We start from the raw sequence: 13,525 nt of genomic DNA, 5'->3' as shown, positions 1-13,525 counted from the left end.
TTAAGTACTTGCGAAGAGGGGCTGCGGCCCCTTTTTTTGTGCTTACAGTTGTGCCACAATCGCTTGTCTTATTTAACTTATGTGAAACCCATGTTCCTGCTGATTCTGTTTGCTTTTATTGCCGTTGGTATTTCTTTTTTATGCTCCATTCTTGAAGCTGCCTTGCTCTCTATCACGCCAAGTTACGTGGCGCAACTTAAGGCAGAACAACCGGTATTGCATGGCAAACTACAAGCGCTCAAAGATAATATTGACCGCCCCCTTGCGGCTATTCTTACCCTCAATACCGTAGCCCATACTGCAGGTGCAGCGGGCGTAGGTGCACAAGTTGGTGTGGTGTTTGGCGATGGTTATTTAGCGATTGCCTCAGCAGTCATGACCGTCTTAATTTTGGTGCTCTCAGAAATCCTCCCTAAAACTATCGGTGCCAAATTCTGGCGTCAGCTAGCTCCTTTATTGCCTGGCATCCTGAATCTGATGATCCTCATCTTGAAGCCTTTCATTTGGCTATCCGATCAAGTCACCAAACGTATTGGTGGAGAAGAAGATGTTGATGTGCGCTCAGAAATTAAGGCGCTAGCGACCTTGGGTGAAGAGCAAAAAATCATCGATACCGATGAGCGTCGAGTGATCAGTAATATTCTGGACCTGCACACCATTCGTGTGCGGGATGTGATGACACCACGTACGGTGTGTGAATCCGTACGCCCAGATGAGACCGTCAGTGACTTTTTGTATCGGGTAAAATCGATGCCCTATTCGCGCTTTCCGATTATTGATGCAGACGAAGTACCTCATGGCATTATCTTGCGCAATGAAGCGCTGGAGTCAGACACCTCGCAAAGCATTGCTGAATTAGCCCGCGAAGCCGAAATTGTTAGCGAGATGGTGAACGTTGAAAAACTGATGGCAAGACTCATTCAGCAGCGTCAACATATGGCATTGGTGTACGATGAGCATGGCACTTGGATGGGCTTAGTGACACTAGAAGATATCATTGAAACCATCCTCGGCCAGCCTATTATGGACGAAACTGATACGGTTCCGAGCCTTCGTCGCTATGCCCAGCAACGCTGGGGTAAGCGCCTCAAACACGACAATAACAGCGTAAATTAAGTCTTTTGCTGCCACAAGCCTGTAAAAAAACTAGCGTAGTGTTAGCTGTATGCGTATAATACGCCGCTATTTTAACCACTCGTGACATTCTCGCGGCGTGGCCATTTTGGGGTCCTATCCTCGCGTTTTTACAGGCTTTATCAATGACAATTCAAGCAACTGAACTTTCCAAGCTGCGCAATATTGCAATTATTGCGCACGTTGACCACGGCAAAACCACCCTTGTTGACAAACTTCTTCAAAGCTCCGGCACTTTAGAAAGCCGCGGTGGCGCTGAAGAACGGGTGATGGACTCCAACGATCTTGAGAAAGAACGTGGCATTACCATTTTGGCGAAAAATACAGCGGTAAATTATCAAGACTACCGTATCAACATTCTTGATACCCCTGGACACGCCGATTTTGGTGGTGAAGTTGAGCGGGTATTGTCGATGGCCGATTCAGTGTTGTTGGTGGTTGATGCCGTTGACGGACCTATGCCACAAACCCGCTTCGTTACGCAAAAAGCTTTTGCGCATGGCTTGAAGCCGATTGTTGTTGTAAACAAAATCGACCGTCCGGGCGCACGTCCTGATTGGGTTATCGACCAAATTTTTGATCTGTTTGATAACCTAGGTGCTACCGATGAGCAGCTAGATTTTCCAGTTGTTTATGCTTCTGCATTAAACGGTTGGGCAACCCACGATTATAACGTGGTGACTGACAACATGACCGCGTTGTTTGAAACCATTCTAGACAAAGTATCTCCGCCCGATGCGGATCGTGATGGTCCATTGCAAATGCAAATTTCACAGCTTGATTACTCAAGCTACGTGGGCATTATCGGTATTGGCCGGATTAAACGTGGTTCATTGAAAGTTGGCCAGCAGGTAACTGTGGTTGGCGCTGATGGTTCTACTCGTAACGGTAAAGTTGGCCAAGTCTTTGGTTATTTGGGCTTAGACCGTATCGAAACCGATAAAGCGAGTGCCGGCGACATCGTTGCTATTACTGGCTTAGGCGAATTAAAAATCTCTGACACCGTATGTGCGGCTGGCTCAGTAGAAGCTCTGCCTGCATTAACTGTAGATGAGCCAACAGTAACCATGACGTTCCAAGTAAACACCTCTCCGTTTGCTGGTAAAGAAGGTAAGTATGTTACTTCGCGTCAAATTCTTGAGCGCCTGCAACAAGAGCTTAAGCACAACGTTGCCTTACGCGTAGAAGAAACTGACAACCCAGACCGCTTCCGGGTGTCTGGCCGTGGTGAACTTCACTTAGGCGTACTTATTGAAAATATGCGTCGCGAAGGCTTTGAGCTGGCGGTATCTCGCCCTGAAGTTATCATGCGCGAAGTTGACGGCGTGAAAGAAGAACCGTTTGAAAACCTGACCGTGGATATTGAAGAACAACACCAGGGTTCAGTGATGGAAAAACTTGGCTTGCGTAAAGCTGAAATGACCAACATGACCCCAGATGGTAAAGGCCGTATTCGTATCGACTTCGTTGTACCTAGCCGTGGTTTGATTGGCTTCCAGACTGAGTTTATGACCTTAACCTCAGGCACCGGTTTGCTTTACCATAGCTTTGATCACTATGGTCCGTTTAAAGGCGGCAACATTGGCCAGCGCATCAACGGCGTCTTGATTTCTAACGCCCAAGGTAAAGCCCTAGCCTACGCCTTGTTTAACCTACAAGAACGCGGCCGGTTAATGCTTGGCCACGCGGAAGAAGTTTACGAAGGTATGGTGATTGGTATTCATAGCCGGTCTAACGACCTAACCGTAAACTGTCTGAAAGGTAAGCAATTAACCAACATCCGTGCAGCTGGTACTGATGATGCCTTGTTACTAACGCCACCTATTCGGATGTCATTAGAGCAAGCTCTTGAGTTTATTGATGACGATGAATTGGTAGAAATCACACCAAAATCAATTCGTGTTCGTAAGCGCTTGCTTACTGAGAACGAGCGTAAACGAGCTAGCCGTAGCTAATTGATTAGTCACAACAGCTTGATTAAGAAAACCAGTCAGAAGGTTCTGACTGGCTTTTTTTTCGGTTATCCTGATGGTACCGGTTAGTCCGCTTTGTTCTTCTTTTCTCTACGTTTTTCTTTCAACGTTTTTTGCGGCTTTTTCTTCTGCTTTTCTTTACTCATGATGATCTCCTGCTGAGTTGATGGCAACAACACACCAGTGACTTTCACTGGCCCTATCAGACAAATAAAAAGTAGCGCCTAACGGCAAAGAAAGTAGCGCTAACCCCATCGGCGAAAGATAAGAGATCTTATGTCGCTGTAAGTTAGCGCTACTTGGCTCGACAATTGTCAGATGAAAAACTTGTTTATCATGGGCATTTAATTGACGCACGGTTACCCGCGAACCTATCACCACCCGCGCATTCATTTTTGATGCAGGACGGTCGCTGAGTTCTAAGCGTTGATAGAGATCGGCAAGTAACAAAGGGTCTTGTAGTACCCTAAATTGCTGACATTGAAACCATGACTGATGTAAACAAGCGGCGGAGTTACAATAACCCCAAATACGCGCAAGCACGGCTTTACTCCTACCGAACTAAAACACGAAAAATCATTAATTAGCTACATGGCTAGTTGCTTTGGAAAAAACAAGATACGCCGATTGCTTAAACTGCAATCGGCTTAATTTGGAAAGGTGAGTGCGGTACTTAGAATTGAATAATCGTACTTAAACATAATAAAACTGGTTACCCTCTTTGCTTAGGCGCAACCATAGCCCTTTCATTTAGGAAAGGCAAGCCACCATAACTTAGATCATATTTGGCTGGGGCAAAACGTAATAAAAGACGGATAAGAAGTGCAGTACACTACCGGCTAAAACAAAGAGATGCCATATGGCGTGATGAAATGGCAATGACTTCCAGACATAAAAAATCACGCCAAAAGTGTAAGCTAGGCCACCGCCTAATAATAACCATAAACCTCCGGCGGCAACGTTATCTAGCATGGGTTTTATCACTAAAATGGCCATCCAACCTAGCCCTAAGTAGAGGCTTAGCGAAAGCCATTTTTTGCGTTCTTTAAGCGCAAGCTCAATAACCACACCGAAGATAGCAATGCTCCACACCACGGCTAGCAGGGTCCAACCCCAAGCGCCACGTAAGTTTACCAAGGCGAACGGGGTGTAGGTGCCGGCAATCAGTACATAAATGGCGGCATGATCAAGATGCTGGAAAAACGCCTTAATTCGCGGCCACGGAAATGCATGATAAAGCGTCGAGGCCGAATACAATAAAATCAAACTTCCGCCATAAATAGCCGCACTGACCACATGAAAAGTGTCACCATAAGTACTGGCCCAAGCCAGCATCAGCACTAATCCGACAATGGCTGCTATGGCGCCGGCACCATGGGTTAACGCATGGGCGACTTCTTCAGCCACACTATAGGCTTTGTGCTTTATCTTGGTCATGCCATCCTACTCTGGGTTAAGTTTCGGTGCGTTTGGGCTCGTAATGGCCTTGGCTAATATTTTCTAGTGCCCGCATGAACATTTCATACTGGCGTTCATTTTCATAATCCAAATGATATTTATTGTGGAACTCTAGCGTCATACGTACGCCATGTCCCTCTAAAAAGACGGTATAGCCATCGTGGTCGGTATAGGCCGAAATACCCTCTAAGGTATGCTTACCTTGTTCGGCTTTACCGTATTCATGAATTGTCTCATAAGCATCTAATACTAAGCGTTGATCAATCTCATTCTTCATGGCAACCCCCTGTTAAAACTTATTAGGCTACGTTTGAGCATAGCACTTGCGGTTCAACAATGACTATTTTTTGTCTTTAACTCTATACTTTAACTCTATAGTTAAGCTATGGGGATTAAGATCTTATCTTGCAAGTTTTTCATTTATACATACATACATGAATGTTTGTATAAAATAGTTTATAATAGTCCATAGTTTATTCTATTGAGGTGAATTGTGGTACGCCGTACAAAAGCTGATGCATTAACAACCCGCACTGAGTTACTCGATGCCGCTGAGCTAGTATTTAGTAGCAACGGGGTAGCTAATACCTCGATGATGCAAGTTGCCGAAGCCGCTGGGGTAACACGCGGCGCTATTTATCATCACTTTCAAAACAAACTGGATCTTATCAATGCATTGATGGATCGGGTTAAATTACCTGTGGATGAAATGCTAGAAGAAATTGTCCAAGCTCATCAGGATAATCCACTAGCTATTCTAAAAGCGCGGTGCTTTCATATTATTCACCAGGTTGAGCACGATCCGCACATGCAAGCACTGATCAATATCTTGCTGCACAAATGCGAATACGTGGACGATGCCTTACCGATTCATTTGCGCCATCTAGGTGGTCGTAACGCTTGCATTGAAGAGTCTTGTATTTTGCTTGATGAAGCAAAAAAGAAAGGCCTTATTGGTGCCGATCTTAATTCTCAAGCTATTGTGTTGGGATTATTCAGCTTGGTTGATGGGCTGATGTACAACTGGCTACTCGATAAAAGCTTGTTTGATTTAAACAGTACCGCCAAACAAGCCATTGAATGTTACTTCAAGGGCTTGCAGGCTTAACTCGGCTTAAAATTAGCCACCTTGCGCAATAAAGCTCTCAATAGCTGCTTGGTCAAACTCAGCGAGGCTTTCTGCGCTGGCATTAGCGCAGCTAAGAAACATGGGTGCAACCCAACTTTGTACAGCACTCATCACTGTATTTAAATGGGTCAATACCCGCATACAGCCTAAGCGACCTGGCGCAGCGCCAGCTAGTAACACGGTTTTACCCTGCCACGGATTCTGTGGTAGCCGGGTCGACCAATCAATCGCATTTTTTAATAAAGGCGGAATCGAACTATTGTATTCAGGCGATACAATAATCACTTTGGTGACGTCGTTGATAGCTGTCGCTAGCTTCTGAATATTTGACGGTACTCCATTTTCTTGCTCGTAGTCGCCTTGATACAAAGGTGCATCTAAATCGGCGGCAGCATACAGGTGGCAGGCCTCGCCCGCAGCCGTTGCGACTGCCGCAATTCGTTGCTGCAACACGGCATTAATAGAATCTTCGCGGCTGCTGCCGGCAATGATAAGTAAACTCATGATTGTCCCTCTTGCATGGCTTTAATAAAGGCGTCAGATTCCGCTATTGCCGCTTCCATTTCTTTGATCAACACAGCGATATCCGTTTCTAAACTACGATACTCGCCGCGAATGGCATCTACCGCCGACGCATTGAGGTTATGCTTTAAAAATAGAACGTTGTCCTGCAGTTTAGCTAACACGGGGTCCATGGTTGCCGCGGCCCGCTCCATACTTGCTAACAGACTTTTGTAACGCCGTTCGGTATCACGAAGTGAGCGCTCGCTTTGGCGACGCATGGCGTCATTAGAGTACATCGCAAGTTCATCTTGCCATTCGTCAAACAGTGCTTCGGCGACATCATGAATAGCTTCAATGCGATCGTTAACCCGCTCGGCCGCCGCTTTACTGGCTTCATAATCATCATTTAACGCATTGTAGCGCTGCTCTAGCTCACCACCGTCAATGTTCAACAACGCATCAAGTTGTTCTAACGCTGATTTAAATTCTTGCTGGGCATCGCCTTGCGCTTCACGAGCATCGTCCACTCTATCCACGAGAATATCGCGCTTGTGAATGCCGACTTTTTCCATGGCGCCGTAGTAAGCACTTTGGCAGCCCGTTAACAGTACTGCGCCTAAGGCAACACTGGCAATCTGCAGCAGAACTCGCATAACATCTCCTTATTTGCTGTGGTATTCGCCACAGTATACCTGCAAGGCGGCTGTTTGAAAAAGAAACTATTGCTGCGCTAGGCTAATAAGGTAGTAAGGTACCGTCCCAATGCCAAAGCGCACCGCTGTGCTGCGGATCGAGTTGTGCGATGACAGCTGCAATACGTTGTGCCGATAGTTGCGCAGAGTAGAGCTTATCTGGCGTGAGTCGGGCTTGGAAGGGTTTAGAAAGTTCGGTATCCGTGGTACCCGGATGAATCGCTGCGATGGTGAGCTGTTTATGTGTACGTCGTAACTCTATAGCGGCGGTTTTAAGCAACATGTTTAGGGCCGCTTTACTGGCTCGATAACTGTACCAGCCTCCCAAATGGTTATCAGTGATACTGCCAACCTTGGCGCTCAATTGCACAAAGCTGCATGGTTGCTGCCGAGGTAAGTAAGGCACTAATTGCTGTAACAGCAATAGCGGCAATATGGCATTCACCTGATATTGATGTTGTAACTGCGCCAGATTAAGATCCGCTAAACGCTTTTCTGGCTGATAACTATCGGTGTGTAATAACCCAATAGCGCTAAGCACCCCACTCACGACCTGACCGGCGGTCAACTGCTCCGTTAAGACTTCAAACAGCGGCGCTAAATGCTCTGGCTGGTAACCTGCGACTTGTACCCAAGTCACCTCAGCGGCCAAGGATACCGGCGGCGCTGTTCGAGAAACAGCAATCACAGGTTCAGCTTGGCTGTAATAATCCACCAACGCACGACCTAAACCACCATTTGCACCTATAATTATCCGCATACTTGCTCCTCTATCTTGATATAGTCTTTACGCAAGCACTAGGGTTTGGGATTATAACGCCCTACTAAATAGTCAGATTAACTCAAGGAATCACCATGACCGAGCTGTCATCTTGGCAACAACAAGGGTTAGAACGGCTGCGCTACGCGGGGCGGTTTTTGTTGTATTTTGGTAAGCGCTGTTTAGACGACCGCGTCACCATTATTGCCGGCCACTTAACCTTTGTTAGCATGTTGGCGTTGGTGCCGATGATGGTGGTGATGTTTTCGATTTTCTCGGCTTTTCCTATGTTTGAAGAGTTACGTGAACAGCTAGAAGCCTTTTTATTCGCCAATTTGCTGCCCACTTCTAGCGAAGTCATTAGCGAGTACTTAAATACCTTTGTTGGTAATGTTTCTAAGATGACCACCATTGGGGTGGTTTTTGTGATTGTGGTGGCGGTAAATCTTATCAGCACTATTGATGCCACCATGAACCGTATTTGGCGTAATCATCAACGCCGACGCATTGTGGTTGCGTTAGCTGTGTACTGGATGATTTTAACCTTGGGCCCTATTCTGATGGGTTCGGGGATGGCCGTGAGCTCTTATCTGATATCTTTGACAGCATTTGCTGAAGATTACGTATCAGGAATTCGTACCACGCTCCTCAGCGCAGTGCCGATTGTCACCTCGCTGGTTGCTTTTTTACTGCTGTACGTGATGATGCCAAACCGTATCGTACGCGTGCGACATGCCTTTTGGGGGGCGCTGCTAGCTGCCATCTTATTCGAAGTCAGCAAAAGAGGCTTTGCGGCCTATATCACTGCGTTCCCTAGTTACGAAGCCATTTATGGGGCTTTGGCTGCTATCCCAATTTTGTTACTGTGGATTTTCGTGTCATGGAATATTGTGTTGCTGGGTGCCGAATTAACCGCAAGTATTGAAGAGTTCACTACCCCAGCGGCACCTCCTGAGGCCGATCCCGCTGCAGCAGCAACCTCTAACACTGGAGATCAGGGGTCTGAATGAAAGCTTTAATTCAACGAGTGCGCCAAGCTAGCGTGAGTGTGGCTGATGTTAAGGTTGGTGCGATAGAACAGGGCTTACTGATCTTGCTCGGGGTAGCCACCAGCGATACCCTAGCTGATGCGCACAAGTTAGCGAACAAAGTGGCTCACTATCGCGTCTTTGCCGATGCCGATGACAAAATGAATGTGAGTTTAATCGATGCCCGTGGCCAAGCGTTAGTGGTGTCGCAGTTTACCTTGGCAGCCGATACTGATTCTGGCCGACGGCCAAGTTTCTCTACTGCGGCAGCTCCGGCTCAAGCAGAGCCTCTTTATGAGGCCTTTGTTGCAGAGTTAACTAAGCTTGGTATCTTCTGCCAAACCGGTCAGTTTGGTGCCGACATGCAAGTTAGCCTGGTGAACGATGGCCCCGTGACTTTCTTACTGCAGGTACCCGCAGCAAAGACTTAGTAAAGGATAAAAACATTTATGTATCGAGTAATTACGCCGTCTACGCCAGAACAATGGGAAAGTTATTATTATCTGCGCTGGCGGGTATTGCGCGAGCCTTTTCAACGTCCACGCGGCTCTGAACAAGATGAATATGATGGTGTAGGTCAACATCGTATGGTGGTGAACAGTGCCGGCGAAGCCATTGCTATTGGCCGTTTACATTTTAATAGCCCTGACGAGGGACAAATCAGGTTTATGGCCTCGGCTCCTGAGCACCGGGGCGAAGGCCATGGCGTAGCTATCGTGCATGAACTAGAAAAGGTAGCTCGTGCTGAAGGTGCCAAGCATGTTGTGATTAACTCACGTGATAATACCCTCGGTTTTTACATTAAATGCGGCTACGAGGTGGTAGAAGAAGGCGATACCGTGAAAAACCCGCAAGCCGAGCACCAGTTGCGCAAAACCTTTACCGAGTTTAACCGCATTATTTATCGTCCTAGCTGGTGCCAAGATCTACAACAAACCTGGCATCAAGAAATTCCTATCACGGATACCATGGGCATACGTATTACTCAGTATACGGGGCGCGAATTTGAGACGGCTGCCATCTTGTCGCGCAATATTAATGTGCATGGCACTATGTTTGCCGGCAGTATTTATTCACTCGCAACCTTGACATGCTGGGGCTTACTGCATTTACAATTGCGCGAAAGAGAGTTAGCCGGAGCCATTGTGTTAGCCGATGGGCAGATCAGCTATCACAAACCGGTGAGTAAAGAACCTAGAGCGCTGGCTCGCTTATCAAGTTTTACCGGGGATTTAAGCAGCCTTAGCCAGGGGCAAAACGCACGCGTAACGCTTAAGTCGCAAATTTACGATGGCGATAAACCGGTCGCAGAATTTACTGGCCAGTTTGTTGTTTTAGCGAAGAAAAAATAAAAAGGACGTAAACATGAGTGAATCATTAACCGCCCAGCAGTTGTTACGCATCCGTAGTAAGTTAGAAACCGTGGTCAACGAGCAACCCAACAGCCGTAACGCTGAAAGCGCACAAGCTGCACTGCAACGTATGCGTAGTGGCGAATATGGCTATTGTATTGAGTGCGGTGACGAAATTTCAGCAGCGCGGCTAGCAGCCAAACCAGACGTTGCTCTGTGTGTTGACTGCCAAGCGCTTAAAGATGAAGAAGAGGACGCTTAAGCGTCCTCAAGTAATGCCCCGGTGGTTATTAATGAAGATAACTCACCTTGCTTGATAAGCTGTGAAATAGCAGCGATATCAGGCGAAAAGTAACGATCTTGATCATAAAAACCTACCTTTGACCTTACCATGGCATGCGCCTGTTCTACTGCATTAGCAGCTTTTAACGGGCGTCTAAAATCTAACCCTTGAGCCGCTTCTAATAGCTCAATAGCCACAATATCACGCACGTTAGCTGCAATATCTGATAATCTTCGTGCGGCAAAGGTAGCCATAGACACATGATCTTCTTGGTTTGCCGAGGTCGGCAGGCTATCAACCGATGCCGGATGCGCTAGGGTTTTATTCTCTGAAGCAAGAGCAGCTGCAGTCACCTGCGCCAGCATAAAGCCCGAGTTAACCCCACCGTCATTCACTAAGAAAGGTGGCAAGTTACTTAGATGGTGGTCGATTAAAAGTGCACTACGGCGTTCCGATAAGGCACCAATCTCACTGGCCGCAATCGCTAAGATATCAGCTGCCATTGCCACTGGTTCGGCATGGAAGTTGCCTCCTGAAATAATGTCGCCATTATCAAAAAATACCAGCGGGTTATCGGTTACACCATTAGCTTCGCGCACCAAAATAGCGCTGGCATGTTGCAGCTGATCAAAGACCGCACCCATCACCTGTGGTTGGCATCGCAACGAATAAGGATCTTGAACTTTTTCGCAATCCGCATGGTTACTACCAATCTCTGACGTATCACCCAAGAGCTGCCGGAAGCTCGCTGCGACAGCGATTTGGCCGGGTTGACCACGCACCGCATGAATTCGTGCATCAAAGGGTGAACGCGAGCCCATGGCAGCCTCTACTGACATAGCTCCAGTGACCAAGGCTGCATCAAATACCCGCTCGATTTGGAATAAACCATGCAACGCCAAAGCCGTGGACGCTTGGGTACCATTAAGTAGCGCTAAGCCCTCTTTGGGTGCTAAGCGGCCGAGCGGCTGCAACCCTACTTTAGCTAAACCGGTAACCGCATCGTAGATCTCGCCATTGATGCGAACTTGGCCTTCACCTAGTAGTGGCAACACCAGATGCGCCAGCGGGGCTAAATCACCCGACGCACCTACTGAGCCTTTGCTGGGTACGCAGGGGTACACTTGATGATTAAGTAAATCAACCAACGCATCAATAACCTCTTGGCGGACGCCAGAATAGCCACGGCTGAGCGAGTTGATTTTGAGTAACAACATCAAGCGGACAACGGTATCACTCATCAGCTCTTGAGTACCTGCAGCATGGGATAACACAATACGGCGCTGTAGATCTTCTAATTTTTCTGGCGGGATACGAGTGTTTGCCAGCAAGCCAAAGCCGGTATTAATGCCATAGACCACTTTGCCGGCGGCCAGCACCGCAGCTACGGTTTGTTGTGACTTAGCAATTGCTTCATAAGCTGCGCTCGTCAAACTCAATTGCTGTGGCTGCTGCCACCAGTCGCGCAGTTGCTCTAAACCCAGTGCACCTGGCTGTAATTCAAAACTTGGCATCTTCGTCATTGCTGTCATTTGGATTGCTCCACCATAGGTAAATCTAAGCCTTGCTCACGGGCGCACTCTTGTGCAATTTCGTAGCCAGCATCGGCATGACGCATCACGCCAGTGCCAGGATCGTTCCATAGCACTCGGCCTAAGCGTTGCTCAGCAGCATCACTACCATCAGCAACAATCACCACGCCGGCATGTTGGGAGTAACCCATACCAACCCCGCCGCCATGATGTAGGCTAACCCAAGTTGCGCCACCTGCGGTATTTAACAAGGCGTTTAACAACGGCCAATCTGACACTGCATCGGAGCCGTCTAACATGCTTTCGGTTTCGCGGTTAGGGCTGGCGACAGAACCTGAATCTAAGTGGTCGCGGCCAATCACAATCGGCGCTTTCAACTCGCCGGCTTTCACCATCTGATTGAAAGCTTTTGCAATGCGCGCACGGTCTTTTAGGCCAATCCAGCAAATACGAGCCGGCAAGCCTTGGAAGGCAATACGTTCACGCGCCATATCTAACCAATTATGTAAGTGCTTATCGTCTGGGATCAGCTCTTTCACCTTGGCGTCCGTTTTATAGATATCTTCAGGGTCACCAGATAACGCGACCCAACGGAATGGGCCTATCCCTTGGCAAAACAAAGGACGAATATAAGCTGGCACAAAGCCAGGAAAATCAAAGGCATTGGCTACCCCCACATCCTTTGCCATCTGCCGAATATTATTGCCATAATCAAGGGTTGCCGCGCCTCGCTGTTGCAGCGTTAACATGGCTTGTACTTGTACCGCCATCGACTGTTTCGCGGCAGCTACGGTGGCGGCTGGGGCTTGCTGCTGTTGTAGCTGATAGTCAGCTAAACTCCAACCTTGTGGGACATAGCCATGCAAAGGATCGTGTGCTGAAGTTTGGTCTGTCACCACATCGGGAGTAACCCCACGGGCTACCAGCTCCGCATAAACATCGGCGGCATTGCCAAGCAGGCCAACCGAAATAGCTTCGCCCTTGGCTCGTGCTTGCTCTAGCAGTTGTAGTGCTTGATCTAGGCTTTCGGCTTTGTAGTCCAGGTAGCGCGTGCGCAAGCGAAAATCAATTCGAGTTTCGTCCACTTCAACAGCCAGCATACTGTAGCCCGCCATGGTTGCCGCCAGCGGCTGCGCTCCACCCATACCGCCAAGCCCGCCGGTAAGGATCCAACGGCCACGAGTTTCGCCGCCAAAATGCTGGCGCGCCACGGCCACAAAGGTTTCGTAAGTACCTTGAACAATGCCTTGCGAGCCGATGTAGATCCAAGACCCTGCGGTCATTTGACCGTACATCATCAAGCCTTGCTGATCTAATTCGTTAAAGTGCTCCCAAGTGGCCCACTGAGGTACTAAATTTGAGTTGGCAATCAGGACTCGCGGCGCATCTTCATGAGTCGTGAATACTCCCACTGGCTTACCCGATTGAACCAATAAAGTTTGATGGGGCTGCAAGCGTTCTAATACTTCAACGATTTTATCGTAGGCTTCCCAGCTGCGCGCGGCGCGGCCAATACCGCCATACACCACGAGCGCTTGCGGATGTTCTGCCACTTCTGGGTCGAGATTATTCATCAGCATCCGTTTGGCAGCTTCAATCTGCCAGTTTGCTGTAGTGAGCTGACTACCGCGGTCTGCACGAATCTGGCGACTGCTATCTAATCGGGTAAAACTCATCGTA

General features: G+C 48.0%; 15 protein-coding genes. 7 read left to right on the top strand and 8 right to left on the bottom strand.

Going from position 1 to position 13,525, the window contains the following annotated elements:
- Positions 1–90: 90 nt before the first annotated feature.
- Together NOG12_RS08250 and typA are read left to right on the top strand one after the other, a co-directional pair.
- A complete protein-coding gene (locus tag NOG12_RS08250; RefSeq protein ID WP_313932946.1) occupies positions 91–1,116 on the top strand; it encodes a CNNM domain-containing protein in 1,026 nt (341 codons plus the stop codon).
- 143 nt (positions 1,117–1,259) lie between these two features.
- The gene (typA, locus tag NOG12_RS08245; protein ID WP_153826255.1) at positions 1,260–3,089 is read left to right on the top strand and encodes a translational GTPase TypA; all 1,830 of its coding nucleotides are present in this window, start codon (positions 1,260–1,262) and stop codon (positions 3,087–3,089) included.
- A gap of 156 nt (positions 3,090–3,245) precedes the next feature.
- On the opposite strand, the gene NOG12_RS08240 is transcribed toward typA, so the two are convergent.
- From NOG12_RS08240 to NOG12_RS08230, 3 genes are all read right to left on the bottom strand, one after another.
- Entirely contained in the window at positions 3,246–3,650 is a 405-nt protein-coding gene (locus tag NOG12_RS08240; protein WP_313932945.1) for a GreA/GreB family elongation factor, read from the bottom strand.
- 231 nt (positions 3,651–3,881) lie between these two features.
- Positions 3,882–4,544, bottom strand: coding sequence for a PAQR family membrane homeostasis protein TrhA (gene trhA, locus NOG12_RS08235; protein ID WP_110076986.1), 663 nt, complete (start codon positions 4,542–4,544; stop codon positions 3,882–3,884).
- 16 nt (positions 4,545–4,560) lie between these two features.
- Positions 4,561–4,842, bottom strand: coding sequence for a DUF3081 domain-containing protein (locus NOG12_RS08230; protein ID WP_110076985.1), 282 nt, complete (start codon positions 4,840–4,842; stop codon positions 4,561–4,563).
- 216 nt (positions 4,843–5,058) lie between these two features.
- On the opposite strand from NOG12_RS08230, the gene NOG12_RS08225 reads away from it, so the two are divergent.
- Complete coding sequence (locus NOG12_RS08225; protein ID WP_313932944.1) at positions 5,059–5,673, top strand: TetR family transcriptional regulator; 615 nt, start codon at positions 5,059–5,061, stop codon at positions 5,671–5,673.
- Positions 5,674–5,685: 12 nt separating this feature from the next.
- Here NOG12_RS08225 and NOG12_RS08220 read toward each other — a convergent pair whose 3' ends face one another.
- The 3 genes from NOG12_RS08220 to NOG12_RS08210 all read right to left on the bottom strand — a co-directional run bounded on the left by NOG12_RS08220 (position 5,686) and on the right by NOG12_RS08210 (position 7,650).
- Positions 5,686–6,198, bottom strand: coding sequence for an NADPH-dependent FMN reductase (locus NOG12_RS08220; protein WP_110076983.1), 513 nt, complete (start codon positions 6,196–6,198; stop codon positions 5,686–5,688).
- A complete protein-coding gene (locus NOG12_RS08215) occupies positions 6,195–6,851 on the bottom strand; it encodes a DUF2959 domain-containing protein (RefSeq protein ID WP_110076982.1) in 657 nt (218 codons plus the stop codon). The genes NOG12_RS08220 and NOG12_RS08215 overlap by 4 nt, the downstream gene beginning before the upstream one ends.
- Positions 6,852–6,933: 82 nt before the next feature.
- A complete protein-coding gene (locus NOG12_RS08210) occupies positions 6,934–7,650 on the bottom strand; it encodes an SDR family NAD(P)-dependent oxidoreductase (protein ID WP_313932943.1) in 717 nt (238 codons plus the stop codon).
- Positions 7,651–7,745: 95 nt separating this feature from the next.
- Here NOG12_RS08210 and NOG12_RS08205 point away from each other — a divergent pair, with 95 nt between their 5' ends.
- Genes NOG12_RS08205 through NOG12_RS08190 form a run of 4 tightly spaced genes read left to right on the top strand, consistent with a single transcriptional unit; the run spans position 7,746 to position 10,292 of the window.
- Positions 7,746–8,660 carry a virulence factor BrkB family protein gene (locus NOG12_RS08205; RefSeq protein WP_110076980.1) on the top strand — a complete coding sequence of 305 codons (915 nt, stop codon included), beginning with the start codon at positions 7,746–7,748 and terminating at the stop codon, positions 8,658–8,660.
- The gene (gene dtd, locus NOG12_RS08200; protein WP_110076979.1) at positions 8,657–9,109 is read left to right on the top strand and encodes a D-aminoacyl-tRNA deacylase; all 453 of its coding nucleotides are present in this window, start codon (positions 8,657–8,659) and stop codon (positions 9,107–9,109) included. Before NOG12_RS08205 ends, dtd begins: the two co-directional genes overlap by 4 nt.
- A gap of 18 nt (positions 9,110–9,127) precedes the next feature.
- On the top strand, positions 9,128–10,030 hold the full coding sequence (locus tag NOG12_RS08195; RefSeq protein ID WP_313932942.1) for a bifunctional GNAT family N-acetyltransferase/hotdog fold thioesterase: 903 nt from the start codon (positions 9,128–9,130) through the stop codon (positions 10,028–10,030).
- A 13-nt stretch (positions 10,031–10,043) separates the two neighbouring features.
- Complete coding sequence (locus NOG12_RS08190) at positions 10,044–10,292, top strand: TraR/DksA family transcriptional regulator (protein ID WP_110076977.1); 249 nt, start codon at positions 10,044–10,046, stop codon at positions 10,290–10,292.
- Here the strand turns inward: NOG12_RS08190 and hutH are convergent.
- Together hutH and hutU are read right to left on the bottom strand one after the other, a co-directional pair.
- Positions 10,289–11,827 (bottom strand): histidine ammonia-lyase, encoded by a 1,539-nt coding sequence (hutH, locus tag NOG12_RS08185; RefSeq protein ID WP_153826316.1) that lies wholly within the window; start codon positions 11,825–11,827, stop codon positions 10,289–10,291. The two genes, NOG12_RS08190 and hutH, sit on opposite strands and share 4 nt — an antisense overlap.
- Before the next feature lie 14 nt (positions 11,828–11,841).
- Entirely contained in the window at positions 11,842–13,521 is a 1,680-nt protein-coding gene (gene hutU / locus NOG12_RS08180; protein WP_313932941.1) for a urocanate hydratase, read from the bottom strand.
- Between the last annotated feature and the right edge of the window lie 4 nt (positions 13,522–13,525).

Origin of the sequence: Pseudidiomarina fusca (genome assembly GCF_032227045.1) — a bacterium.
GTDB lineage: Bacteria > Pseudomonadota > Gammaproteobacteria > Enterobacterales > Alteromonadaceae > Pseudidiomarina > Pseudidiomarina fusca.
The sequence above is the reverse complement of the archived record's forward strand: the minus strand, read 5'-3'. Positions and strand labels throughout refer to the sequence as shown.

What these genes read in the sequence shown, in the direction of transcription:
- NOG12_RS08230 (WP_110076985.1), bottom strand. Translation starts at nt 4,842, where the DNA reads ATGAAGAATGAGATTGATCAACGCTTAGTATTAGATGCTTATGAGACA.
- NOG12_RS08215 (WP_110076982.1), bottom strand. Translation starts at nt 6,851, where the DNA reads ATGCGAGTTCTGCTGCAGATTGCCAGTGTTGCCTTAGGCGCAGTACTG.
- NOG12_RS08195 (WP_313932942.1), top strand. Translation starts at nt 9,128, where the DNA reads ATGTATCGAGTAATTACGCCGTCTACGCCAGAACAATGGGAAAGTTAT.
- hutU (WP_313932941.1), bottom strand. Translation starts at nt 13,521, where the DNA reads ATGAGTTTTACCCGATTAGATAGCAGTCGCCAGATTCGTGCAGACCGC.
- trhA (WP_110076986.1), bottom strand. Translation starts at nt 4,544, where the DNA reads ATGACCAAGATAAAGCACAAAGCCTATAGTGTGGCTGAAGAAGTCGCC.
- typA (WP_153826255.1), top strand. Translation starts at nt 1,260, where the DNA reads ATGACAATTCAAGCAACTGAACTTTCCAAGCTGCGCAATATTGCAATT.
- dtd (WP_110076979.1), top strand. Translation starts at nt 8,657, where the DNA reads ATGAAAGCTTTAATTCAACGAGTGCGCCAAGCTAGCGTGAGTGTGGCT.
- NOG12_RS08210 (WP_313932943.1), bottom strand. Translation starts at nt 7,650, where the DNA reads ATGCGGATAATTATAGGTGCAAATGGTGGTTTAGGTCGTGCGTTGGTG.
- NOG12_RS08220 (WP_110076983.1), bottom strand. Translation starts at nt 6,198, where the DNA reads ATGAGTTTACTTATCATTGCCGGCAGCAGCCGCGAAGATTCTATTAAT.
- NOG12_RS08250 (WP_313932946.1), top strand. Translation starts at nt 91, where the DNA reads ATGTTCCTGCTGATTCTGTTTGCTTTTATTGCCGTTGGTATTTCTTTT.
- NOG12_RS08190 (WP_110076977.1), top strand. Translation starts at nt 10,044, where the DNA reads ATGAGTGAATCATTAACCGCCCAGCAGTTGTTACGCATCCGTAGTAAG.
- hutH (WP_153826316.1), bottom strand. Translation starts at nt 11,827, where the DNA reads ATGCCAAGTTTTGAATTACAGCCAGGTGCACTGGGTTTAGAGCAACTG.
- NOG12_RS08205 (WP_110076980.1), top strand. Translation starts at nt 7,746, where the DNA reads ATGACCGAGCTGTCATCTTGGCAACAACAAGGGTTAGAACGGCTGCGC.